Genomic DNA, 24,206 nt, shown 5'->3' with positions numbered 1-24,206 from the left:
GCTAATTAATTTGTTGTTTCTGCCGGCCTATTCGCGGGTAAACCCGCCCACAGGCTCACCGCTGTCCTTGAGAACGACGCTGTACCTGTGGGAGCGGGTTTACCCGCGAATGGCCGGAAAACTCAATACCCACCTCACTGAAAAAACAACGCCAACCCAGGCGCCGCCTGTAACTTGGGCCAAGCGGAGGTGTCTGGAGGTGCAGGCACGCAGCGCCCTTCGGCGTAGCCGAAGTCGCGAGATGGAGGCCGCCACAGCGAGGAGACCCGGTGCGAAGCGCCGGGCCGTATGCGGGGGCGCAGCGGCTTTGGTTACTTTGGCCAAGACCAAGTGACCCGCCGTAAGAGCGCAAAGGTGACTCAGCGTCACCCAAGCAAACGGATCTGCCCACAACACCAACAACCAACACAAAACCACAAAAGCCCAGCCTCAGAGCAACTCCGCCTCGACCCGATCCCGCCCCGCCTGCTTGGCCGCATACACCCCCGCATCAGCCCGCAACAGCAAAGCATCAGCCCCCTCCCCCGGCCGCCAGCCCGCCACGCCGAAACTCGCCGTCACCCGGCCCACCCCATCAATCGGAACACTGCGAACCCCCTGCCACAGCTCCAACGCCAACGACCGCGCCTGTTCGGCGTTGCTGCCAGGGCAAAGCACCATGAACTCCTCGCCACCCAAACGGCAAAACACATCGGTACGCCGCAGGCGATTGCCAATCCGTTGGCAAAGACTACGCAACACATGATCCCCCACCGCATGGCCGTACTGGTCGTTGATCCGTTTGAAATGATCGATATCCAGCATGATCACCGCCAGGTCCAGCCCATCACGTTGAGCACGCTCCAGCTCGTTCTGCAGCCGCTCCTGGAAATGCCGCCGATTATGGATGCCGGTCAAGGCATCGGTGACCGAGAGCGCCCGAAGCTCTTCCTCCACCCGTTTGAGGTCGGAGATATCCGTCTGGTAGCCATGCCACAAGGTACACCCCGCCTCGCCAACTTCCGGGGTGGCCTCTCCGCGAACCCAGCGCAGGCCCGCCTGGGGCAGTATCACGCGGTACTCTTCGCGCCAGGGCGTCAGGTGCAGGGCCGAGTATCGGACCGAACGACGGACGCGTTCCAGGTCGTCAGGATGGATGCGTTCGAACACCGCCGAAGCATCCTCGCGCAGTGTCTGAAGATCGACTTCATAGATATCGTGCAGCCCCTGGCTGGCATAGGGGAAACAGGAGTGTCCACTCGCATCCAGGCGGTACTGGTAGATCCCGCCCGGGACTTCGGCGCTGAGCTTCTCCAACAACCGATCACGGGCCGCCAGCGCTTCATGGACGCGCCGCCGTTCGGTGACATCGATGCAGATGGCCAGGTAGCCCACCCACAGGCCCTGCTCATCGAGCACTGCGGTGACCAGCATGTTGGCCAGCAGGTGGCTGCCGTCCTTGCGCACCAAGGTCCACTCCCCTGCCTCGGTCCCTTTTTCCTGCACGGTCTCAGCGAACATCGCCTGGCCGCCGCCCATCTCGCGCCCATAACGCACGCTCAGGGCATGGGCGCGCTGGCTGAGTTCTTCCGGGGGTACCAGATCCTCGAGTCGCAACTGACCAATGGCTTCGCTTGCCGAGTACCCCAGCATGCGCTCGGCGCCGGCATTGAAGGTGCTGACCAGCCCCTTGAGATTGGTGGCGATGATCGCGACCTGGGTCGCGGCGTCCAGCACGCTGCGCAGTCGATTGTGGGTTTCACGCAGGGACTGCTCACTGATCTGCAGTTCGGCGGTGCGCTGGTCGACCAGCGCAAGCGCACGCTGGCGCTGACTGAACAAGCTGTAGAGCAAGGCACTGAGCAACACGCTGAGCAAACCGCCCAACAAGCTGACTGCCACCACCGCCGAGGAGCGGTTGGCCTTGAGAAAAGCCTGGCTGGGACGGATGTCGAGCTGGTAGTGGTGGTCGGCCAAATGCAAAAGGTGGGTGCTGGCCAAGGGTACTTGGGCGACAGTGTTTCGGGAGTCAAACAGCACTTCCGCCCCTTTGGCTCCCGAGGCATCGAGGATGCGCACCACTAAGTTGTCGTCCGCTGCTGGCGGTAGCCCTTCGGTGATCAAGCGCTGCATGCTCAGCAACGCCATGACATAGCCAGAGGGCAACCCATCGGGATTGCTGTTGGCGAACACTGGCGCCACGACCAAGACGCCACGGGCATAGGCGGGCTCGACGTTGATCATGTCCAGCGGTGCGGACACCGCCATGCTGCCAGGTGACGAAGCCCGAGCAAGCGCCGCCTCACGCTGGGGCTGCCCACGCAAGTCCAGCCCATAGGGCTGTCCTTGCAAGGATGCCGCCTGGGTATAGAGCACCGGATAGTAATGGTCGCGCGCAGGCGCAGGATGCCAGATGCCGTGGGCGTCCTGATCACGGATTTGGTAATCCTGGCCTAGCCAGGCGCTTGCGCGTCGTTCGAAATCCGCGCGTTGTCCGGCCTCGACCCGGGGTGCCCAGGAATACGCCTGGGTCCGGTACAACAGTGGTCGGGCGTACCCGTCGAATTCCTGGGGGGTGATTTCGTTGGAATAACTGAAAAACCGTCGCAGGCCGTCCAGACGCTGCTCCTGATCCTCGAAGCGTTCGGCAATACGACTAAAACGCTCGTTGGCCAGCAGCTCGAAGCGTTGACGCAGTTGCTGCAAGTAGAAGCTTTGTGTGGCAATGGCCAAGGCCGCCGTCAGCAGACCGCCAGCGACCAGGACCACCAACGCCACCCCCCAGGCGGGCAGCGCTTCGCGGAACATGCCGAGCACCTTCGCACGAACGCCACACTTCGACATAAAGCGATCTCATCACATCAGCGTCCTGCGAATTTGTCGGGCCCTTCGGGTCAGTTATAGCTATTGGCCACTAGCCGCGCAACCTCGTACACGCCGCCTATCGTGCCTGAATGCGCCATGCCCGGTGAATTCGATTGTTACGCGCGAAATCAGGGTCAAGGGTCTGGTTGCTGATCTCCTCGACGGCATAACGCTCGACCAGGCTCGGGTCGAGCTGGAACTTGCGGAAGTTGTTGGAGAAGTACAGCACACCGCCTGGCGCCAGACGGGCCATGGCCAGATCCAGCAACTGCACATGGTCGCGCTGCACGTCGAACACCCCTTCCATACGCTTGGAGTTGGAGAAGGTCGGCGGATCGATGAAGATCAGGTCGTAGCTGTCCCGGTTGCCTTCCAGCCAGGCCATCACGTCACCCTGCTCCAGGCGATGGCGGTCCGAGAATCCGTTGAGCGCCAGGTTGCGGCGCGCCCAGTCCAGATAGGTCTTGGACAGATCGACGCTGGTGGTGCTGCGAGCACCGCCTTTGGCCGCGTGTACCGTAGCCGTCGCGGTGTAGCAGAACAGATTGAGGAAGCGCTTGCCGGACGCCTCGCGCTGGATGCGCAGACGGATCGGACGGTGATCGAGGAACAGACCGGTGTCCAGGTAATCCGTGAGGTTGACCAGCAGTTTCACGCCACCTTCGTTCACCTCTTGGAAACGGCCCTCCGCACCTTGGCGTTCGTACTGACGCGTCCCGCTCTGGCGCTCCCGACGCTTGAGCACCACACGCTGGGGGTCGATACCCAGCGCCTGGGGGATGGCGGCCAAGGCATCGAGCAGACGCGCCTGGGCCTTGTCCGGGTCGACCGAGCGTGGCGCGGCATACTCCTGCACGTGCACCCAGTCGTGGTAGAGGTCCACCGCCAGGGCATATTCCGGCATGTCGGCGTCATACAAGCGGTAGCAATCGACCTGCTCGCGGCGGGCCCACTTGCCCAATTGCTTGAGGTTTTTCTGCAGGCGGTTGGCGAACATCTGCGCGCCTTCGGACAAACGCGCCGGCTCATTGGCCACCGCTGCCGGGTGCCGTGCGATGTCTGAGTCCGACTCGGCCTGGCGACGCTCGCCAGTGACGAACTGGTCGGGCTGGACCTTGAACAGCAGCAGCTTGCACGGCAAGGCGCCGTTCCAGAAGGCGTACTGCTTGTGACTGCGGATGCCCATGCGCTTGCCCAGCTCAGGGGCGCCGGTGAACACTGCCGCCTCCCAGCCCAGGCAGGCCTGGCGCAAACGCTCACCGAGGTTCTGGTAGAGGTACAGCAGGCTGGCTTCGTCACCGAGACGCTCACCGTAAGGTGGGTTGCTGATGACCAGGCCTTTCTGGTTCTGGTCTGGACGCGGTTCGAAGCTGCCGACTTCGCCCTGATAGATCTTCACCCAGTCGCCCAGGCCTGCACGCTCGACGTTGTTGCGCCCCGGCTGGATCAGCCGTGGGTCGGCCTCATAACCACGAATCCACAGCGGGGGCTTGGCCAGACCGGCCTGGGCACGGGCCTGGGCTTGCTCATGGACCTTGCGCCACAACGCCGGCACATGGCCAAGCCAGGCAGTGAAGCCCCAGCGCTCACGCTTGAGGTTGGGCGCGATATCGGCGGCAATCATCGCCGCCTCCACCAGGAAGGTGCCCACACCGCACATAGGGTCGGCCAGAGCGCCTCCTTCGGCGGCGATGCGTGGCCAGCCGGCGCGGATCAACACTGCCGCCGCCAGGTTCTCCTTCAACGGCGCGGCACCTTGCTGCAGACGGTAGCCGCGTTGATGCAGGCTGTGCCCGGACAGGTCCAAGGAGAGAATCGCCTCGCCACGATCCAGGCGCAGGTGCACGCGCACATCCGGATCGATCTTGTCCACGGACGGGCGCTGCCCTTCGCGGTTACGAAGCTTGTCGACGATCGCGTCCTTGACCTTGAGAGCACCGAAATGGGTGTTGTCGATTCCCGAGCCATGGCCACTGAACTCCACCGCCAAGGTGCCGTCGGCCGCCAGGTGATCTTGCCAATCGACCCCATGCACACCGTTGTAGAGTTCATCGGCGTTTTTCATGGAGAAGCGCTTGAGCACCAGCAGTACTCGGTTGGCCAGGCGCGACCACAGGCACAGGCGGTAAGCGGTTTCCATGTCGGCCGAGCCGCGGATGGCCGAGGTGTGCTCACGCACATCGTCCAGGCCCAGGTTGCGGGCTTCCTCGGCAAGCAGGCCTTCAAGACCTTTGGGGCAGGTAAGATAAAGTTCGAAACGGTCCGACATGAGCAATCCAGAGCCTTGGGCTGATTGAGTGACGGGCCGACGCATCGCCCCGCCGATGTTTGCCCGCACACCCTTCCAGCAGGCGCCCGGGTGGCCTTGCCCGCAGTCCGGGAAGGCCGGGCCACCTGAACGACGCGCCCCTTCGCACCTTGCGAAATGGGTTAGATCGTCAGGCAGTATGAAAATTTCCAGCGACGCGGCGGCCAATGTGACCCTTCGTCGCATTTCAAATTGTTACCGCACATCCGCCCAAGACGCTGGCCAGATGACTGCAAGGGGCACTAAACCCTGATCATAGCGGGCTCAACGACAAATCACGTTGAGTCGCATTTATTTACTTATCCTTTGACTCTATGAAACGTTACGTCCTTATGACAAATCGATCATTCACACTGTGACTCGCTTTGGTTAGAACTGGCTTTAGGTTGTCTCGCAACGAGGCAACACTTTCTGCTCGCCACGCCGGCAGCGAGCGCACACCGGCAGAACGATTCTGCCCGGCCTCGGAGAGGCCGACGGGACATTACAGTCAACAAGTGAGGGCAACACCCTATGAGAAGACTTAAGCGTGATCCGTTGGAAAGAGCATATTCACGTGGCTACCAATACGGGGTTACCGGCAAATCCCGCGAGCTTTGCCCCTTCAATCTGCCGTCCGTTCGTCAAGCCTGGATCAATGGCTGGCGGGAGGGCCGGGGCGATAACTGGGATGGTATGACCGGCACCGCAGGCATCCAGAGACTCAACGAAAATCACGCCGTTGGCTGAGACGAGGACACTGAATTCGAGTCACCATGCGCGCCCTATCCGGGCGGCGGGCTGAGGCCCAGGGGCCCCTTAGTGGGGCCCTTTTTTATGCCTGCCTTTCTTAAGACCGAGGCAAGGCTGCAATCGCGTCCACTGCCTCGCGAATCAGCGCAGGCCCTTTGTAGATGAAGCCCGAATAGATCTGCACCAGGCTTGCACCAGCCGCGATCTTTTCGGCTGCATGACGCCCCTCGGTGATACCCCCTGCGGCAATGATCGGCAACTTGCCGGCCAGTTCGCCCGCCAGCACTTTCACGGTGTGGGTGCTTTTCTCAAGCACCGGCGCGCCGGATAAACCGCCCGCCTCGTCACCATACGGCAGGCCCTGCACACCTTCACGGCTCAGGGTGGTGTTGGTCGCGATCACCGCGTCCATGCCAGTCTCGAGCAAGGCCGAGGCCACCATGGCCGTTTCTTCGTCAGTCATGTCTGGGGCGATCTTGATTGCCAGCGGCACGCGCTTACCGTGCTCGTTTGCCAGCTCCTCGCGACGCACAGCCAGGGCCTGAAGCAGTTGCTTGAGCGAGTCGCCGAACTGCAGGGTACGCAGGCCTGGGGTGTTGGGCGAGCTGACGTTGACGGTGATGTAGCTGGCGTCTGCGTAGACCTTTTCCAGGCAGATCAGGTAGTCGTCCACCGCACGCTCGACGGGGGTATCGAAATTCTTGCCGATGTTGATGCCGAGCACACCGTCATAGCGCGACGCACGCACCCGGGCCAGCAAGTGATCGACACCCAGGTTGTTGAAGCCCATCCGATTGATGATCGCAGTGGCCTCTGGCAACCGGAACAGTCGCGGCTTGGGGTTACCCGGCTGCGGGCGCGGCGTCACGGTACCGATCTCGACGAAGCCGAACCCCAACTGGGCGAAACCATCGATGGCGGTGCCATTCTTGTCCAGGCCTGCAGCAAGGCCCACCGGATTGGCAAAGTTCAAGCCCATGACCGTCACCGGCAATGCCGCTGGCTGCTTGCACAGCAGGCCATTGAGACCGAGGCGGCCACCGGCACCGATCAGGTCCAGGGACAGGTCGTGGGAAGTTTCCGGGGAAAGCTTGAACAACAGCTGGCGGGCCAGGGTATACATGGTCAGGCAAGACTCGCGGTGAGTGAGGGGGCGATTATAGCTACCACGCGGCTCGGACGACAGGGCTCTTGGCACATGGGTTGCTATGCCACGGGCGCACGGCATGCTCCTGTGAGGGCGAGCATCCCGTTGAATAGGTATTTGAGGCAGAACGCCAAGGCTGCCTGCACGACAAAGCAGCACCCTGGAAAAAGAAAAACCCGGCCGAGGCCGGGTTTTTCGTGAAGCATCAAACCAAATTACTTGGCCTGGGCTTCGACCTGAGCTTCAACGCGACGGTTGATAGCGCGGCCTTCTTCGGTGGCGTTGTCAGCAACCGGACGGGTCTCACCGTAGCCAACCGAGTCGATTCGGCTGGATTCAACACCGTACTGCTGGGTCAGAACCTGCTTGACAGCATTGGCACGACGCTCGGACAGCTTCTGGTTGTAAGCGTCTGGACCAACGGAGTCGGTGTGACCTTCAACGGTGGTGGTGGTTTGTGGGTACTGCTTCATGAAGTCAGCCAGGTTCTTGATGTCACCGTAGCTGTTTGGCTTGACGACCGACTTGTCGAAGTCGAACTTGACGTCCAGCTCAACACGTACGACTTCGGCAACAGCCGGGCAGCCGTCGGCGTCAACGGTAACGTTGGCCGGGGTGTCAGGGCACTTGTCAACGTTGTCGCAAACGCCGTCGTTGTCGCTGTCGGAGCAGACTTCAGCAACAGGAGCCGGAGCAGCTTCAGCTTGCTTCGGGCTACCGCCGAAGTTCATGCCGATACCAACGCTAGGAGCCCACTCGGTGTCGCCCTGGTCGATGTTGTACTGAGCTTCAACGCCAGCACGGGCGTAGAACATGTCAGTGATGTACCACTTGGCGCCAGCGCCAACGTTGGCGAAGGTGGACTGGTTACGACCACCACGGCCGGTCTGGCCCAGGCTCTGGTGCGAGAAACCAGCCGAAACGTACGGACGGATAGCGTCGTACGGGTTGTTGAAGTGGTAAACGGCGTCCAGGGCGGTGTTGGAGCCCTTGATGTTCTTGCCGTCTTCGCCACGAGCGTTGTGAACTTCGTCATAGCCCAGACGCAGTTCGACGTCGTCGGTCAGGAAGTAACCGATCGAGCCACCGAACAGGTTGCCGTCGTTCTTGAAGTCGCGCTGGCTGTCAAAGAACTCTTTCTTGTAGAAGAGTTCGGTCTCGACGGCGCCTTGACCTTGTGCCAGAGCGCCAAACGAAGTGGCGGCTACAAGCGAACCAATGGCCAAGCCCAAGGTGTTTTTCAATTTCATCCGTTAAATCCCCATCTGGTGATAGTTAAGCAGTCCCACCAACATCCGGGGGACAACTCGACGGCAAGTCTAGCAGAACTTGCCGGTTGGTTAGAGATATTTCCGAGGCGCTAAGTTTCAGCCAACCCCGTAAATTTCTCTCTAAGCTTGTCGAGCGCACGCTTGTAGCGCATTTTCGTGGCGCTCAGGCCCATGTGCATGATATCGGCGATCTCCTGAAACTCCAGCTCTGCGACAAATCGAAGCACCAGAATTTCCCGATCGATCGGGTTCACATGCACCAGCCATCTATCCAGCCCGCCCTTCTCTTCGGCCTTGGGTGCCTTCTCTTCGGACGCCTCTTCGACAGGGTCCAGACTCAAGGCATCCATCAACCGTCGTTTGCGACGCTCCTTGCGGTACTGGGTAATGCATTCGTTGTAGGTGATGCTGTAGAGCCAGGTCTTGAACTTCGACTTACCCTCGAAGTTCTTCAGACCGTAGAGCACCTTCAGCATCACTTCCTGGCAGACATCGTCGGCGTCCCGGTCGTTCCCCAAGTAACGCGCGCAGACGTTGAACAGGGTCCGCTGATAGCGCCGCATGAGCTCTTCATAGGCGCGCGTTACGTGATACAGCTCCTCATGCGAACGCGCCACCAATTCCTCATCGGTGAGCTCGCGGGGGTCATAGCGCATGGGCGGCGAATGAACTTTATTCAAAACGGATCTGGCCGACAGTCAGGTCAATGTCGCCGCGCGGCCCCCTTGGGCCGTTTTCGCGGCGGCATACATTAACAGCTTTTGTGCGGTTAGCGGCTATTGACTCGCTGCTCGAGCAATTCTCGGTTCGAAAGCGACACCAATTCGCCATCATCCGTCAGCAGGGTCGTCTTGACCGTGCCGATCTCTTCGATGTGCCCTTCGACCTCTCCAATCCGCACCTGCTGGCCCACTTGATAGAGTTCACGCACGTAGATTCCGGCCAGGATTTGCCCTGCGATTTCACGGCTGCCCAGGCCCATCGCAAGCGCAACGGCCAGACCAACGGTAATCAAGCCGATGACGATCACATGGTTGAGCAGGTCGGTCTTGACCTCCAACTGGCTGATCGCAACCGAGATGCTGATGATGATCACCAGGCCCTGGGCGATGCGCCCTAGGCCTGCGGCATATTCCAGGCCGACACCTTCGGCAGCGCCACGTACCAAACCATTGGCCAGTTGCGCCAGCAGCACGCCCGCCAGCAGCACCAGGGCTGCGCCAAACACCTTGGGCAGGTAGAGGGCGAGCATGTCCAAGGTGGCCGAGACACGCTCAAGGCCCAGGGACTCGGCAGCCGAGACCAGGAAAATCAGCAACACAAACCAATAGACGATCTTGCCGATCAAGGTGGAAATCGGTACCTGGATACCCACCCGCCCGAGCATCTTGGTCAGACCGGTACCGCTCATCAGGCGGTCCAGACCGAACTTGGCCAGCAGTTTGGACAACAGCGTATCGAGCAGCTTGGCCACCACGAAACCGAGCAGCACCACGACCAGTGCGCCGAACAGGTTGGGGATGAAGTTCGCCACCTTGGTCCAAAGGGCGGTCATGGCGGTGACCAGGCTCTGGGTCCAGAGATCGAGTTCCATATTCAATCGGCCTTATCTGCTTTTCTGCCAGCGGCAGGGTTGCGACGCACCGGCGCGATATGCGCCGAGCCATTGTTCACAGCGATCATCAGTGCCTGGCTCCAGCGCCCCAGCAAGCTGAACAGATCACCCGCACCGACCTGGCGGTTGGCGGTCTTCAGGACGCGACCCAGGCATGCGGCATCGTCTCGGTCCTGGCCGGACGGCGATGCCTTGAGCAGGTCGCGCAAGGATTCTTCAAACGGATCGTGCATAGGCACCTCGCGTAATGTCTGTCAAAGACGAGGGCTCGGGACTACGGGTCACACATGAATGTGGGACGAATGTTTCAAAATGCCTCATATATCACCACGGCCGGACTGTCCATCACACCCACCGCAACCGCCGGAACAGCCACCACTGCCCTGCCGCCAGCCCCAGCACCACGGCACAGGCGAGCAGGAAGCCATACGGGCTTTCAGCACCCGGAATGCCGCCGACATTGATACCCAGCAGGCCGGTGACGAAGCTCATCGGCAGGAAGATGCAGGTGATGATGCCGAAACGGTACATGGTCCGGTTCATCCGTTCGCTGCGCCGCCGGTCCTCGCTTTCGAGCACCAGCGCGGCCCGTTCGCGCGTCAGCTCGAGCTCTTCGAGATAACGGATCAGGCTGTTGTTCAGCTCGTTCCAGTAATCGGCATCACCCTCGGCGAACCAGCTCCATTTGTTACGCGAGAGTTGGGCATAGAGTTCCCGCTGCGGGGCGAGAAAACGCCGCAGGCCCGCCGCGCGACGACGGATCTGCTGCAGGCTGCCTTGTGCCGGAGCATACCGTTCGTCGGTTTCCACCTTCTCTTCTTCGAGATCGACCACTTCCGACAGGTCGCTGACCAATGCCTGGACCTTTTCGGTGAGCAGCTCCCCCATCAGCAGCAACAGCTCGGAGGCTGATTTCGGCCCCCTGCCCTCGTCCAGTTGCTGGAGCACTTCATCACTGGCACGCAGCGGTCGCAGGCGCAGAGAAATCACGCGCCGGGCCTCGGCGAAGATCCGCACCGAGACCATGTCCTCAGGCTCGGCGCCCGGATTGAGATTCACCCCGCGCAGGAACAACAGCATTTGCTCATCGGCCAAGGGCAGCAGGCGCGGACGCGTGTTCTCCTCAAGCAGCAGATCGCAGGCGAACGCACTCAAGCCGCTTTCCTGCAGCAGCCAGGTACGGGTCTGGGGATGGCTGCGATCCCAGTGCAACCAGAGGCTTTCCCCTGGCTGCAACTGAAGATCGTCCAGCGCTGTCCGGGCAATCGAGCGCGCACCGCCTTTACCATCGAGCACCAGGGCGTGGACCAGCCCCCACTGCGCGTTGTCTTCCTCGAACATTCCTGCTCCATCAGCGCGCGCGGCGCATCACTCCGGCATCTTCAGCGGGCTTGGCGAGACGATCACGCCATTGTTGTCGGCATACACGTATTCACCTGGGCGGAAGGTCACCCCTGCGAAGGTCACGGCCACGTTGAGATCGCCAATACCGCGCTTGTCGGTCTTCATTGGGTGACTGGCCAGGGCCTGGACACCGACATCGGTCTGAACCAGCACGTCCACATCACGCACGCAGCCGTAGATCACCAAGCCTTCCCAACCATTCTTGGCCGCCTTTTCGGCCAGCATGTCGCCGAGCAGCGCGCGGCGCAGCGAGCCACCGCCGTCCACCACCAGGACCTTGCCCTTGCCATCGAGCTCGACCTGCTCCTTGACCAGCGAGTTGTCCTCGAAGCATTTGATCGTGACGATCTGGCCACCGAACGAATCGCGGCCACCAAAGTTGCTGAACATCGGCTCCAGTACCTGGACTAGGTCCGGGTAGGCGTCGCACAGGTCGGGCGTTACGTAATGCTGCATGGGAAACTCCTGTCAGTCACAACGAAAGCAAGGTTTGAGCAAGGCTACACCGGGGAAGGCCTCGCAGTCATCCGAGACTGGCCAGTCAACATTGGCGCTTGTCGCAAGTGGGCGCGGACCTGCCCCGCAAAGCACCCGCAACTGCACCACGACGCTCAGTTGACCGGCACAGATTCGGCAACCACCGCAGCCCCCGGCAAAGGCGAATACGGCGCTTTCAACCAGCGCTCCACCAACGGCCAGACCTGTGCCTGGGCGGCCTTGCTGACCAGCATGTCCACATGCCCGAACGCGTCGAATCCTTCCTGCGGCCCCAGGCGCAGGAACTGCTTGCGTGCCCCTCCCAACTGCTCGAACAGCTTGCGGCACGCCCAGACCGGGTCCTGGTAGTCCGCCGCACCGGCCACCGCCAGCACGGGCACATCCACATGCGCGAGTCCCGCCCACCAGTCGTCGTGCTTGTCGCCAAAACGCCCGAACAGGCCATGCCAGCCCAGCGTTTCCAGGGCTAGGCCGATCGGTTCGTCCTCCGGCCCACGCTTGAGCCGCGTGCCAGACAGCTGCCCCAGGCGCTTGAGCAGCAAACGGGCGCTCCAGGCCACCGGGGGGACTTTCAACGGCCAATAGACCCGACTGACCTGAGTGCCAAAGAACGCCGCGCTGGCCACCTGCTCGGCTGGCAGATACGCACCGCCCAAGGCTGCGGCGAGGATGGTGCCGCCCAGAGAGTGGCCGACCCAATGCGGCGCCTGACCGGCCTGTTCCCGGATGAATGCGCCGATCACCGGCAAGTCGAAGCGGGCATAGTCGGCCACCCGGTTGTGTCGCCAGTGGCGGTTGCGGGGCGAAAGGCCGTGGCCGCGCATTTCCGGGATCCACACATCGAACCCGGCGCGCGCCAAAAAGGCGCCCAGGCCAACGCCCTTGGGCGAATACCAGAAGCGGCGGTTGGAGAAGCTGCCATGCAGGAGAATCACCGGCACACCTTGGGCTGCGGCCTGGTCGGCCAGCCCGAGACGCGTCACGGCCAGCTCGACGCTGGGGTCGGGGCTGTTGCCGGCCTTGATCCGGTACACATCCTCGCTCAGATCGCCCCGGCGCTCGGCGCTGAGCAAGGCCACGGGAAACAGGGTACTGCTGCTTTGCATAGGTCGATTGCACAAAAAAGGGCGGGATCCATCGCTGGAACTCGCCCTGGAAGAAACCAGGCAGGAGCGCCGTGAAGCGCTCCTGCGTTCATTGCATCATGCCGCGCTCTGATCCTCGGCCAGGAAGAACCAGGTCTCGAGCACCGAGTCCGGGTTCAGCGAAACGCTCTCGATGCCCTGCTCCATCAGCCATTTGGCCAAGTCCGGGTGGTCCGAAGGGCCCTGACCGCAGATACCGATGTACTTGCCAGCCTTGTTGCACGCAGCGATGGCGTTGGCCAGCAGCTTCTTCACGGCCGGGTTACGCTCGTCGAACAGGTGGGCAATGATGCCGGAGTCACGGTCCAGGCCCAAAGTCAGCTGGGTCAGGTCGTTCGAACCGATGGAGAAGCCGTCGAAGTACTCGAGGAATTCATCGGCCAGCAGGGCGTTGGATGGCAGTTCGCACATCATGATCACGCGCAGGCCATTGACGCCACGGCCCAGGCCGTTTTCGGCCAGCAGGTCGACCACCTGGCTCGCCTCGCCCAGGGTACGCACGAACGGCACCATGATCTCGACGTTGGTCAGGCCCATCTCGTCGCGCACACGCTTGAGGGCGCGGCATTCGAGTTCGAAGCAGTCACGGAACGACTCGCTGATGTAGCGCGAGGCGCCACGGAAGCCCAGCATCGGGTTCTCTTCTTCCGGCTCGTACAGCTTGCCGCCGATCAGGTTGGCGTACTCGTTGGACTTGAAGTCCGACAGGCGCACGATGACCTTCTTCGGATAGAACGCCGCAGCCAGGGTGCTGATGCCCTCGACCAGCTTCTCGACATAGAAGCCGACCGGGTCGGAGTAACCGGCTACGCGCTTGTCGACGCTCTCTTTGAGGTCAGCTGGCAGGCCCGCATAGTTGAGCAGTGCCTTGGGGTGCACACCGATCATGCGGTTGATGATGAACTCAAGACGCGCCAGACCCACGCCGGCATTGGGCAGTTGGGCGAAGTCGAAGGCGCGGTCCGGGTTACCGACGTTCATCATGATCTTGAACGGCAGTTCCGGCATGGCGTCGACCGAGTTCTGCTTGATGTCGAAGCCCAGTTCACCTTCGAAGATGAAGCCGGTGTCGCCTTCGGCGCAGGAGACGGTCACGCCCTGGCCGTCCTTGAGCACCTGGGTGGCGTTGCCGCAACCGACGACCGCTGGGATGCCCAGCTCACGGGCGATGATCGCCGCGTGACAAGTACGCCCGCCGCGGTTGGTGACGATGGCGCTGGCGCGCTTCATCACAGGTTCCCAGTCCGGGTCGGTCATGTCCGAGACCAGCACGTCGCCTGGCTGGACCTTGTCCATTTCGGACACGTCGTGGATCACGCGGACCTTGCCGGCGCCGATGCGCTGGCCAATGGCGCGACCTTCCACCAGGACGGTGCCCTTCTCCTTGAGCAAGTAGCGCTCCATGACATTGGCGCTGGAGCGGCTCTTCACGGTCTCGGGACGCGCCTGGACGATGTACAGCTTGCCGTCATCACCGTCTTTGGCCCACTCGATGTCCATCGGGCGCTGGTAGTGCTGCTCGATGATCATGGCCTGCTTGGCCAGTTCGGTGACCTCGGCGTCGCTCAGGCAGAAGCGCGCGCGGTCGGCGCGATCGACATCGACGGTCTTGACCGAACGACCGGCCTTGGCCTCGTCGCCGTAGATCATCTTGATGGCTTTGCTGCCCAGGTTGCGGCGCAGGATGGCCGGACGGCCTGCCTGCAAGGTGTTCTTGTGCACGTAGAATTCGTCAGGGTTGACCGCACCCTGGACTACGGTCTCGCCCAGGCCGTAGGCGCCGGTGATGAACACCACGTCACGGAAGCCCGACTCGGTGTCGAGGGTGAACATCACGCCGGCAGTACCGGTTTCCGAACGGACCATGCGCTGCACACCGGCGGACAGGGCGACCAGCTTGTGGTCGAAGCCTTGGTGGACGCGGTAGGCGATGGCGCGGTCGTTGAACAGGGAGGCGAATACCTCCTTGGCGGCGCGAATCACGTTGTCCACGCCACGGATGTTCAGGAAGGTTTCCTGCTGGCCAGCGAAGGAGGCATCGGGCAGGTCTTCGGCGGTGGCCGAGGAACGCACGGCAACGGCCATGTTCTCGTTGCCTTGGGACATTTCGGCGAAGGCAGTGCGGATTTCGGCATCCAGGCGCGTCGGGAATTCGGCGTCCATGACCCATTGGCGGATCTGCGCGCCGGTCTTGGCCAGGGCGTTGACGTCATCGACGTCCAAAGCGTCCAGGGCCGCATGGATGCGGTCGTTCAGGCCACTCTGCTCGAGAAAATCGCGGTACGCCTGAGCCGTAGTGGCAAAGCCGCCCGGCACCGATACGCCGGCACCTGCGAGGTTACTGATCATCTCGCCCAGGGATGCGTTCTTGCCCCCCACATGCTCTACATCATGGACGCCGAGCTTATCGAGGGAAACTACGTACTCAACCAAGGTGATCTCTCCACTAACTGTATTGGAAAAGCTCAAGGGCGGCCGCCTGTCACACTGACTTGGCCGGACGCTTGTGGCCTGGACCTGGAAAATAAGTGAGAATGCCGAACAGTCGCGTTCGGCAAACCGAACCTATCATACTCCAGAAAACTTCGGCAGCTTAAGGCCCAGGGTGCAAATGAAACGATCCGCGTTCTTCATCTCCGACGGTACCGGCATCACTGCAGAAACACTGGGCCAAAGCCTGCTCGCACAATTCGAAAGCATTCCTTTCAATAAATTCACCCGCCCCTACATCGACACTCCGGACAAAGCCCGGAGCATGGTGCAGCAAATCAATGCTGCCGCCGAACGGGACGGCATGCGGCCGATCATTTTCGACACCATCGTCAACCAGGACATCCGAGAAATCCTGGCAACGTCGAACGGCTTCATGATCGACATCTTTTCGACGTTTTTATCCCCGCTCGAGCAGGAATTGACTGCCCATTCGTCGTATTCCGTGGGTAAGTCCCACTCGATTGGCGGCAATTCCAACTACATGGAGCGCATCGAGGCGGTCAACTTTGCCTTGGATAACGACGATGGCGCGCGCACCCATTATTACGACAAAGCCGACCTGATCCTCGTGGGCGTGTCGCGATGTGGCAAGACGCCGACGTGTTTGTACATGGCCATGCAATTCGGCATCCGTGCGGCCAACTACCCGCTGACCGAAGATGACATGGAGCGATTGCAGTTGCCGGCGGTACTCAAGAAGTACCATCACAAGCTGTTCGGCCTGACCATCGACCCCGACCGCCTCACCGCCATCCGCCACGAGCGTAAACCCAACAGCCGCTATTCGAGCTTCGCCCAGTGCGAGTTCGAAGTACGTGAAGTCGAGAGCCTGTTCCGTCGAGAAAACATCCCGCACATCAACTCCACGCATTTTTCGGTGGAGGAGATCTCGGCCAAGATCCTGGTCGAGAAAGGCGTCGAGCGCAGGTTCAAGTAACACCGCCCCTGTAGGAGCGGATATGAAAAAGCCCCGGCATCGCTGTCGGGGCTTCTTTTTACTTCAACGCCTGGCTCAGGACGGAATCACCGCCGCCTGCCCACTCATGGCCAGGTCGACCAGCTCGCGGTTGGCCACCGCGTACATCGCATAGTCGGTGCCAGTGGCATTGCGCAGGTCATCGAGCATGGCGCGCCAGCGCTCAGCCATCACGCGGTGCTGTTCACACCACAGTGCCACACGGGCGTCCATGTCGTCCGGCGCATCGGCCATCTGCAGCACGGAGATGGTGATCGCCCGCTGCTGCAGGTCGATGTCGTCGCGGAACGCCTCGCGAGCCAAGGCCTGCCAGTTGTTCTCCACCGGAAGGTTGCTGATCTCCTGCAGATACCAGGTCAGGTCCAGCGAGCTGCCCACGGCGAAGAACGCCTTGGCCACCTGAGCCGGGTCATGACCGGTGACATCCGAAGCTTCGATGATCGGCAACAGGGTATACAGGTGAGTAGTGCCTGCAACCATGCGCGCCAGCAATTCCGGCACCCCAGCCTCGACGAAGCCCTGGTAGCGCTGCTGCCAGCGATCGCGGGTCGGCCCTTCCAACAGCTCGTCGAGCTTCAAGCCCAACTGGGCGATTTTCGGCCCGAAGTGCGCGACGTCGCGGCCGGCGTCCTGCTCGTTGCGGCGGCTGCGCAGGAACCAGCGGGTCGCGCGACGGCCCAGGCGCATCAGCTCGTCCATCAGGGTCAGCTGGATCTCGGCCGGGACCTGGTAGTCCAATGCCTCGATCTGACGGAACCAGTGCGGCAGGTGGAAGATGTCCCGCACGATCACATAGGCACCGGCGACGTTGGCCGGGCTCATGCCGGTGGACTCCTTCAGACGCTGGACGAAGGTGATGCCCATGTTGTTGACCAGGTCGTTGGCGATCTGGTTGCTGACGATTTCGCGCTTGAGGCGGTGACGGCGCATGGCGTCGGCGAACTTGCTGACCAGCGACGGCGGGAACGCGTTCTCCATGTCGCGGGTCAGGTAGTCGTCATCCGGCACCAGCGACTTGAGCAACTGCTCCTTGAGGTCGATCTTGCTGTAGGAGATCAGTACCGACAGCTCGGCACGGGTCAGGCCCTGGCCTGCGGCCAGGCGCTCGGCCAGTTGCTCCTCGGACGGCAGGAACTCGATGGCCCGGTCCAGCTTGCCACGCGACTCCAGGTCAGCCATCAGGCGCTTGTACTCGGCGATCCGCTCAAGGGCGCGGCGGGCCGCCAGGGACAGGGCCTGGGTCTGCTTGTAGTTGTTGCCCAGCACCAGCGAGGCGACTTCGTCGGTCATGCTGCCCAGCAGCTGGTTGCGCTGCTTCTCGGTCATGTCGCCACCCTGCACCACTTCGTTGAGCAGGATCTTGATGTTGACCTCGTGGTCGGAGCAGTCCACGCCGCCGGCGTTGTCGATGAAGTCGGTGTTGGTCGCGCCGCCGTTGAGGCCGAACTCGACACGGCCGAGCTGGGTCATGCCCAGGTTGCCACCCTCGCCCACCACCTTGCAGCGCAGCTCGTTGCCGTTGACCCGCAGGGCGTCGTTGGCCTTGTCGCCGACATCGGCGTGGCTTTCGCTGCTGGCCTTGACGTAGGTACCGATACCACCGTTCCACAGCAGGTCCACCGGAGCCTGCAACAGCGCGTGCAGCAGTTCGGTCGGCGTCAGGCGGTCAGCTTCGATGGCGAAGCGTTCCTTCATCTGCGGGGTGATGGCGATGCTCTTGGCGCTGCGCGGGAAAATCCCGCCGCCTTCGGACATGATGCTGGTGTCGTAGTCGCTCCAGGCCGAACGCGGCAGCTCGAACAGGCGCTTGCGCTCGACGAAGCTGGTAGCCGGGTCCGGATTCGGGTCGATGAAGATGTGCAGGTGGTTGAACGCCGCCACCAGCTTGAGCTTGTCGGACATCAGCAGACCGTTGCCGAACACGTCGCCGGCCATGTCGCCGACACCGACCACGGTGATCGGGTCTTCCTGCACGTTGATGCCGCGCTCGCGGAAGTGGCGCTGCACGCCGACCCAGGCGCCACGGGCAGTGATGCCCATCTTCTTGTGGTCGTAACCGGCCGAGCCGCCGGAGGCAAAGGCGTCGCCCAGCCAGAAGCCGTAGTCGATGGCGATGCCGTTGGCGATGTCGGAGAAGGTCGCGGTGCCTTTGTCCGCGGCCACTACCAGGTACGGGTCATCGTCATCGTGACGCACCACGTTGGCCGGGGGCACCACGCCGCCGTCCTTGAGGTTGTCGGTGATGTCGAGCAGGCCCGAGATGAAGATCCGGTAGCAGGCGATGCCTTCGGCCTGGATCTCGTCGCGGCTGCCGCCCAGCGGCAGGCGACGCGGCAGGAAGCCCCCCTTGGCGCCCACTGGCACGATCACCGAGTTCTTCACCTGCTGGGCCTTGACCAGGCCGAGCACTTCGGTACGGAAGTCCTCCTCGCGGTCCGACCAACGCAAGCCGCCGCGGGCGACGTTGCCAAAGCGCAGGTGCACGCCTTCGACCCGTGGCGAATAGACGAAGATCTCGAACTTCGGCACCGGTTTGGGCAGCTCGGGGATCAGCTTGGGATTGAACTTGAAGCTGAAGTACGACTTGTTCTGGCCGTTGGCGTCCGGCTGATAGAAGTTGGTGCGCAGGGTGGCTTTGATCAGGTCCAGGTAGCGACGCAGGATCCGGTCTTCGTTAAGCACCTGGACCTCATCCAGAGCGCTGAGAATGGCTTGCTCCAGGCGTTGCTGCTTGTCGTCCAGGTCTTCATTGGTGAGCTTGCGCGCCAGGTAGAAGCGGGTCTTGAACAGCCGGGTCAGCTCGCGGGCGATGTCGGTGTGGTTGTTCAGGGTGCTGGCGATGTAGCCCAGGTCGAAGCCCAGGCGGATCTGCTTGAGGTAGCGGGCATAGGCGCGCAGCAGCGCCACGTCACGCCACGGCAGGCCGGCGGTCAGCACCAGGCGGTTGAAGGCGTCGTTTTCGGCATCGCCCTTGACGATATGGATGAAGGCATCCTGCAGGATGTCGTTGAGCTGCTGGATGTCCAGGTCCAGGCCTTCGCTGTAGGTGAAGGCGAAATCGTGGATCCAGTACTCGCGGCCACTGGCGTGACGCAGGCGGTACGGGAACTCGCCGAGCACGCGAAGACCGAGGTTTTCCAGGATCGGCAGCACATCCGACAGCGCCAGCGGGGTATCGGCGTGATACAGCTTGCAGTGCAGCAGTCGGTCGCCCAGACGGGTCAGCGGCTGGTAGAAGCTCATCGCCAGCGGCTTGCTCTCGGAAAGCGCCAGCACATGCTGCATGTCGACGACCGCCGAATGGGCGGCGAAGCGCTCGCGGTAGCCGGCCGGGAAGCCTTTGGGGAAGTCGGCCAGGATATTGGTGCCCTGGGCTTCGCCGAAGTTCTCCACCACCAGGGCGGAGTAGTCGTCCTGCCAGGAACGGCAGGCCTGGATGACTTCGTTTTCCAGTTGCTGCGGGTCCAGGTCGATGCGGTTCTTCGGATCGACCCGCAAAATGAGCTGGACACGCGCCAGCACCGACTCGGAGAAGAACGTCCAGAACTCGCAGTCGCTGGCCTTCAGGCGCTCCATCAGCACCTGCTGGATCTTCTGGCGTACTTCGGTGGAGTAGATTTCACGCGGTACGTAGGCCAGGCAATAGCAGAAGCGGCCGTACGGGTCCTTGCGCAGGAACACGCGGATCTTGTTGCGCTCCTGGATCTGCACGATCGACATGACCGTGGTGAACAGCTCGTCCACCGGCGTCTGGAACAGGTCGTCGCGCGGCAGCACTTCGAGCACCTGGGCCAGCTCCTTGCCCAGGTGGGCCTTGGCGTCGAAGTGGGAGCGGCGCTCGACTTCAGCGACCTTGCCGCGGATGTACGGAATGGTGCGCACGCTCTCGCCATACACCGAGGAGGTGTACAGGCCCATGAAGCGGCACTCCTTGATGACCTTGCCGTCGGCGTCGATCTGGCGGATCGACACGTAGTCCGGATACGCCGGGCGGTGCACACGGCTCGGCTGCGAAGCCTTGGCGAACGACAGCAACTCGGGCTCGCGCAGGTAGGCGACGGCGTAGTCTTCGATACGCAGGTCGTCGGCGCCCAGCCCTGCGCGCAGCAGGCGGGTCAGGCCGAGGAACGAGCCTTCGTCATAGACCAGGTGGCCGCCATCGGCGTCGGACTCGACCACGAACTCTTCGTAACCGAGGAAGGTGAAATGGTTGTCCAGCAACCACGACAGAAAGCTCTTCACCTCGGCTTTGTCGTGTTGCGCCGGACCGAATGCGGTCTGCTCCACCAATGCCAACAGGTCGCGGACCTTGGCCTTCATCGGCTCGAAATCGGCCACTGCCACGCGCACCTCGGCCAGCACCTGCTCGATTTCCTTCGTCAGTGTGGTCAGCTCGGCAGCGCTGGAGCAGCGGTCGATCTCCAGGTACATCAGCGATTCGTGGCGGATGCCTTCGCCCTGGGTGCCTTTCGGCAGCAGTTCCACCAGCTCGCCCTTGGCGCCGCGGCGCACGCTCAGCACGGTGGTCTGCAAGGTGTGGATGCTGTAGCCGCGACGGTTGAGTTCGGTGCGCACCGAGTCGACCAAAAACGGCAGGTCGTGGTGCAGCACCTCGACCACGGTGTGGGTCGATTGCCAGCCGTGGCGTTCGTAATCGGGGTTGTAGACCCGCACCTGCGGGTGTTCGGGGTCGAAGCGCTCGATGATGCGCCAGGCAGAGAGGGTGCAGCCCGCCAGGTCGGAAAGCCTGCGCTGGGTGAGTTCGTCCAGAGAGATGATGCCGAAGAACTGTTCGGCGAACAGCGCCACTTGTGGCAGTGCCTGCTCGCTGATGTGCTGCGCCAGGGCCGCTTGCAGTTGATGCTGGAAGTCGGCTTTGCTGGCTGCGGTGAAGAACGCCATCTGTGGTACTCCGCTTGGGCTTTGTTATTAGGTGAAGCGTCGCGTGCGTCCGCCGTCAAAGGTCAACGATAGCTAACCTGTGGCGACAGGACGGTGAAAAACCAGGCGTTGGACGCGATCGGCACGTCCATCCATTCCATGGATGGGCACCTGCAAAGACGACTGCCCCTGGAGGCTGTGGCTTTACGGGTGTCCATCGATTGGGCAGCTTAACGACTGAGCGGTCACCACGGCTTGCAGCGCTGCGACAATTTCGGTCAAGGGGCGGTAACTTTACGTTTATGTCCCCGTCCAAGACTGTCAGAATTCCCTCTCATTTCCTTGACCAGAGCCTGCCCATGCAACTGAAAACCGCCCTGCTCTTCGCCACGCCCTGCGATGAAGAGGAAGACAACATGGCGACCTTGTGCTGCCACAGCGACAAGGGGCAGATGTTCCTGCTCACCCGCTACCCCGACGAAGACACCGTTGACCTGACCCTGGACGACGAGCCCTCGACCCTCGACGGCCTGAAGATCACCCTCAGCGCCGACCGCCTGCTGATCGAAGTGGCCGCCGGCGACCGGGATGCGCTCAAGGGCTCGGAGCAACTGGAGATCCTGCTGACCTCGCCGGGCACGGACCTCGAGGAAGTCGAGCTGACCTTGCGCAACATCCTCGATGGCACCGGGACCTACGTCAGCGAGCTCTGAAGCGCTGCCTCCAGCAGGTACCGCGTGCGACGCAACACCTGCTGGAGCAGGCTTGTCCCGCTATTGGACCACCCCCACAAGCCCTGAAATCATTGACACCCCATCCCCGCCGCAGGCATTGTCTGACAACCTGACCAATAGGCAGCATTTCCCATGCTAGAGCTTCAGCGCCCCGACACCCTGGTCGAACGGGTCGTCAGCGCCATCCGCGCAGAAATCGATTCCGGCCGCCTGGCCGCCGAATCGCGCCTGCCCACCGAACAGCAACTGGCCGAGCAGCTCAATGTCAGCCGTTCGGTGGTGCGCGAGGCGGTGGCGCAACTGAAAGCGGACGGCGTGCTCATCGCCCGCCGCGGGCTCGGCTCCTATATCTCGCAAACCCCCTGCGGCACGGTGTTCCGCTTCCCCGGCAGCAACAGCCGCAAGCCAGACCTCGTGCAGATGTTCGAGATGCGCCTGTGGATCGAGACCCAGGCCGCCGCGATCGCCGCACGCCGCCGCGACGATACGGACCTCGCCCGCATGGCCCAGGCCCTGCAGACGATGTTCGACCACCACAGCGACCTGGCCACCGCCTCCGCAGCCGACGTGGCCTTCCACCGGGCCATCGCCGAAGCCAGCAAGAACGACTCCTTCGTGGCCTTCCATGACTTTCTCGGCGGTCAGTTGGCCACCGCGCGGCGCAACGCCTGGGAAAACTCCGCCGCCCTTTCCTTGGGCGGTTCGGCCGATGCCAATCGCGAGCACCAAGCGCTGTACCAGGCCATCGCCGACGGCGATCGCCAAGCGGCTGCCGCCTGTGCCGAAGCCCACCTGCGCGCGTCCGCCCGACGCCTGAAGATCGACCTTCCCGCCCTCGACTGATTTCGGAGCCTTCGCACATGGCCTGGCGAGCCCTTCATACGCCCTACTTAGTCTGACAACCTGATAAGCAGATCCACCGACAAGAACACCAAGGTAAACCCTGCATGACTTACGACTACTGCATCATCGGCGGCGGCATCGTCGGCCTCGCCACCGCCATGGCCCTACTCGAACAACGCCCCGGCGCTTCGTTGCTGATCCTCGAGAAAGAAGCCAGCCTCGGTCTGCATCAGACCGGCCACAACAGCGGCGTAATCCATGCGGGCATCTACTACGCACCGGGCAGCCTCAAGGCCGACCTGTGCAAACGCGGCGCCCAGGCCACCAAGGACTTCTGCACCGAGCACAGCATCGCCTTCGATGTTTGCGGCAAACTGCTGGTGGCCTCCAACGACCTGGAAATGCAGCGCATGCAAGCGCTGTACGAGCGCTCGCAGCAGAACGGGCTGAAGGTCGAGCGCCTGGACGCCACCGAGCTCAAGCGCCGCGAGCCGAACATCATCGGCAAGGGCGCGCTGTTTCTCGATGCGACCGGCATCGTCGACTACAAGCAGGTGTGCGATGCCATGGCCCGGGTCATCCAGAAGGGTGGCGGCCACCTTCGCTTGGCCACCACCGTGCGGGCGATCCAGGAACAGGGCGAGTACGTCGAGGTCAGCAGCGACAGCCAAAACTGGCGCGCTCGCCAATTGGTCGCCTGCGCTGGCCTGCAGTCCGACCGCCTGGCGCGCCTGGCCGGAGTGAAGATCGATCACCAGATCATCCCCTTCCGCGGTGAGTACTACCGCCTGCCGGCGAGCAAGAACCAGATCGTCAACCACCTGATCTACCCGATCCCCGACCCGGACCTGCCGTTCCTGGGCGTGCACCTGACCCGCATGATCGACGGCAGCGTCACTGTCGGCCCCAACGCCGTGCTGGGCTTGGGCCGGGAGAACTACCGCAAGTTTTCGGTGAACTGGCGCGATGTGGCCGAGTACGCGCGATTCCCCGGCTTCTGGAAGACGATCTGGAACAACCTGGGCTCCGGCACCACCGAGATGAAGAACTCGTTGTTCAAGCGTGGCTACCTGGAGCAGTGCCGCAAGTACTGCCCGCAGCTCGAGGTGCAAGACCTGCTGCCCTACGAGGCCGGTATCCGCGCCCAGGCAGTGATGCGCGACGGCACCCTGGTCCATGACTTCCTGTTCGCCGAGACCCCGCGCATGGTGCACGTCTGCAACGCGCCCTCGCCTGCAGCCACCTCTGCCATCCCCATTGGCCAGATGATCGCCGCAAAGATCCTCACGGCCCGCTGAACCCCTGCACAACCCAT

At 62.3% G+C, this 24,206-nt stretch carries 17 protein-coding genes; 5 read left to right on the top strand and 12 right to left on the bottom strand.

Translation table 11 applies throughout. The features are described from left to right. Positions 1–429: 429 nt before the first annotated feature. Together ACNFCH_RS16345 and rlmKL are read right to left on the bottom strand one after the other, a co-directional pair. Positions 430–2,823, bottom strand: a complete 2,394-nt coding sequence (locus ACNFCH_RS16345; RefSeq protein ID WP_416743123.1) for a diguanylate cyclase — start codon at positions 2,821–2,823, stop codon at positions 430–432. A gap of 97 nt (positions 2,824–2,920) precedes the next feature. Next, on the bottom strand, positions 2,921–5,113 hold the full coding sequence (gene rlmKL, locus ACNFCH_RS16340; RefSeq protein ID WP_337158780.1) for a bifunctional 23S rRNA (guanine(2069)-N(7))-methyltransferase RlmK/23S rRNA (guanine(2445)-N(2))-methyltransferase RlmL: 2,193 nt from the start codon (positions 5,111–5,113) through the stop codon (positions 2,921–2,923). A gap of 552 nt (positions 5,114–5,665) precedes the next feature. Between rlmKL and rmf the strand changes: the two genes are divergently transcribed. Further along, a complete protein-coding gene (gene rmf, locus ACNFCH_RS16335) occupies positions 5,666–5,881 on the top strand; it encodes a ribosome modulation factor (RefSeq protein WP_080642046.1) in 216 nt (71 codons plus the stop codon). A 100-nt stretch (positions 5,882–5,981) separates the two neighbouring features. On the opposite strand, the gene ACNFCH_RS16330 is transcribed toward rmf, so the two are convergent. From ACNFCH_RS16330 to ppsA, 9 genes are all read right to left on the bottom strand, one after another. After that, the gene (locus ACNFCH_RS16330) at positions 5,982–7,007 is read right to left on the bottom strand and encodes a quinone-dependent dihydroorotate dehydrogenase (protein WP_337158779.1); all 1,026 of its coding nucleotides are present in this window, start codon (positions 7,005–7,007) and stop codon (positions 5,982–5,984) included. A gap of 239 nt (positions 7,008–7,246) precedes the next feature. Beyond that, the gene (locus ACNFCH_RS16325; protein WP_070092515.1) at positions 7,247–8,281 is read right to left on the bottom strand and encodes an OmpA family protein; all 1,035 of its coding nucleotides are present in this window, start codon (positions 8,279–8,281) and stop codon (positions 7,247–7,249) included. A 110-nt stretch (positions 8,282–8,391) separates the two neighbouring features. After that, positions 8,392–8,958 (bottom strand): RNA polymerase sigma factor SigX, encoded by a 567-nt coding sequence (gene sigX, locus ACNFCH_RS16320; RefSeq protein ID WP_043206738.1) that lies wholly within the window; start codon positions 8,956–8,958, stop codon positions 8,392–8,394. A gap of 113 nt (positions 8,959–9,071) precedes the next feature. Continuing rightward, positions 9,072–9,896, bottom strand: a complete 825-nt coding sequence (locus ACNFCH_RS16315; RefSeq protein ID WP_337158778.1) for a mechanosensitive ion channel family protein — start codon at positions 9,894–9,896, stop codon at positions 9,072–9,074. Between the two features lie 2 nt (positions 9,897–9,898). Further along, positions 9,899–10,150, bottom strand: coding sequence for a CrfX protein (locus ACNFCH_RS16310; protein WP_196164163.1), 252 nt, complete (start codon positions 10,148–10,150; stop codon positions 9,899–9,901). A 112-nt stretch (positions 10,151–10,262) separates the two neighbouring features. Beyond that, positions 10,263–11,258, bottom strand: coding sequence for a zinc transporter ZntB (locus tag ACNFCH_RS16305; protein WP_196164162.1), 996 nt, complete (start codon positions 11,256–11,258; stop codon positions 10,263–10,265). Positions 11,259–11,285: 27 nt separating this feature from the next. Beyond that, a complete protein-coding gene (rraA, locus tag ACNFCH_RS16300) occupies positions 11,286–11,777 on the bottom strand; it encodes a ribonuclease E activity regulator RraA (protein WP_043206744.1) in 492 nt (163 codons plus the stop codon). Positions 11,778–11,932: 155 nt separating this feature from the next. Then, positions 11,933–12,925: an alpha/beta fold hydrolase gene (locus ACNFCH_RS16295; protein WP_416743122.1), complete on the bottom strand. Its 993-nt coding sequence runs from the start codon at positions 12,923–12,925 to the stop codon at positions 11,933–11,935. Positions 12,926–13,021: 96 nt separating this feature from the next. Beyond that, positions 13,022–15,397 carry a phosphoenolpyruvate synthase gene (gene ppsA, locus ACNFCH_RS16290; RefSeq protein WP_337158775.1) on the bottom strand — a complete coding sequence of 792 codons (2,376 nt, stop codon included), beginning with the start codon at positions 15,395–15,397 and terminating at the stop codon, positions 13,022–13,024. A gap of 178 nt (positions 15,398–15,575) precedes the next feature. Here ppsA and ACNFCH_RS16285 point away from each other — a divergent pair, with 178 nt between their 5' ends. Next, complete coding sequence (locus ACNFCH_RS16285; protein ID WP_043206750.1) at positions 15,576–16,394, top strand: pyruvate, water dikinase regulatory protein; 819 nt, start codon at positions 15,576–15,578, stop codon at positions 16,392–16,394. 75 nt (positions 16,395–16,469) lie between these two features. On the opposite strand, the gene ACNFCH_RS16280 is transcribed toward ACNFCH_RS16285, so the two are convergent. After that, positions 16,470–21,335, bottom strand: coding sequence for an NAD-glutamate dehydrogenase (locus ACNFCH_RS16280; protein WP_416743121.1), 4,866 nt, complete (start codon positions 21,333–21,335; stop codon positions 16,470–16,472). 338 nt (positions 21,336–21,673) lie between these two features. Here ACNFCH_RS16280 and ACNFCH_RS16275 point away from each other — a divergent pair, with 338 nt between their 5' ends. The 3 genes from ACNFCH_RS16275 to lhgO all read left to right on the top strand — a co-directional run bounded on the left by ACNFCH_RS16275 (position 21,674) and on the right by lhgO (position 24,189). Next, the gene (locus tag ACNFCH_RS16275; protein WP_337158773.1) at positions 21,674–22,027 is read left to right on the top strand and encodes a hypothetical protein; all 354 of its coding nucleotides are present in this window, start codon (positions 21,674–21,676) and stop codon (positions 22,025–22,027) included. A gap of 153 nt (positions 22,028–22,180) precedes the next feature. Continuing rightward, positions 22,181–22,891, top strand: a complete 711-nt coding sequence (locus tag ACNFCH_RS16270; RefSeq protein WP_337158772.1) for a FadR/GntR family transcriptional regulator — start codon at positions 22,181–22,183, stop codon at positions 22,889–22,891. A 104-nt stretch (positions 22,892–22,995) separates the two neighbouring features. Continuing rightward, entirely contained in the window at positions 22,996–24,189 is a 1,194-nt protein-coding gene (gene lhgO, locus ACNFCH_RS16265; protein WP_337158771.1) for an L-2-hydroxyglutarate oxidase, read from the top strand. Positions 24,190–24,206 lie beyond the last annotated feature (17 nt).

Origin of the sequence: Pseudomonas sp. NY15354 (assembly GCF_048068075.1) — a bacterium.
Classification (GTDB): domain Bacteria; phylum Pseudomonadota; class Gammaproteobacteria; order Pseudomonadales; family Pseudomonadaceae; genus Aquipseudomonas; species Aquipseudomonas guariconensis_C.
This window is presented reverse-complemented; position numbering and strand designations above follow the sequence as displayed.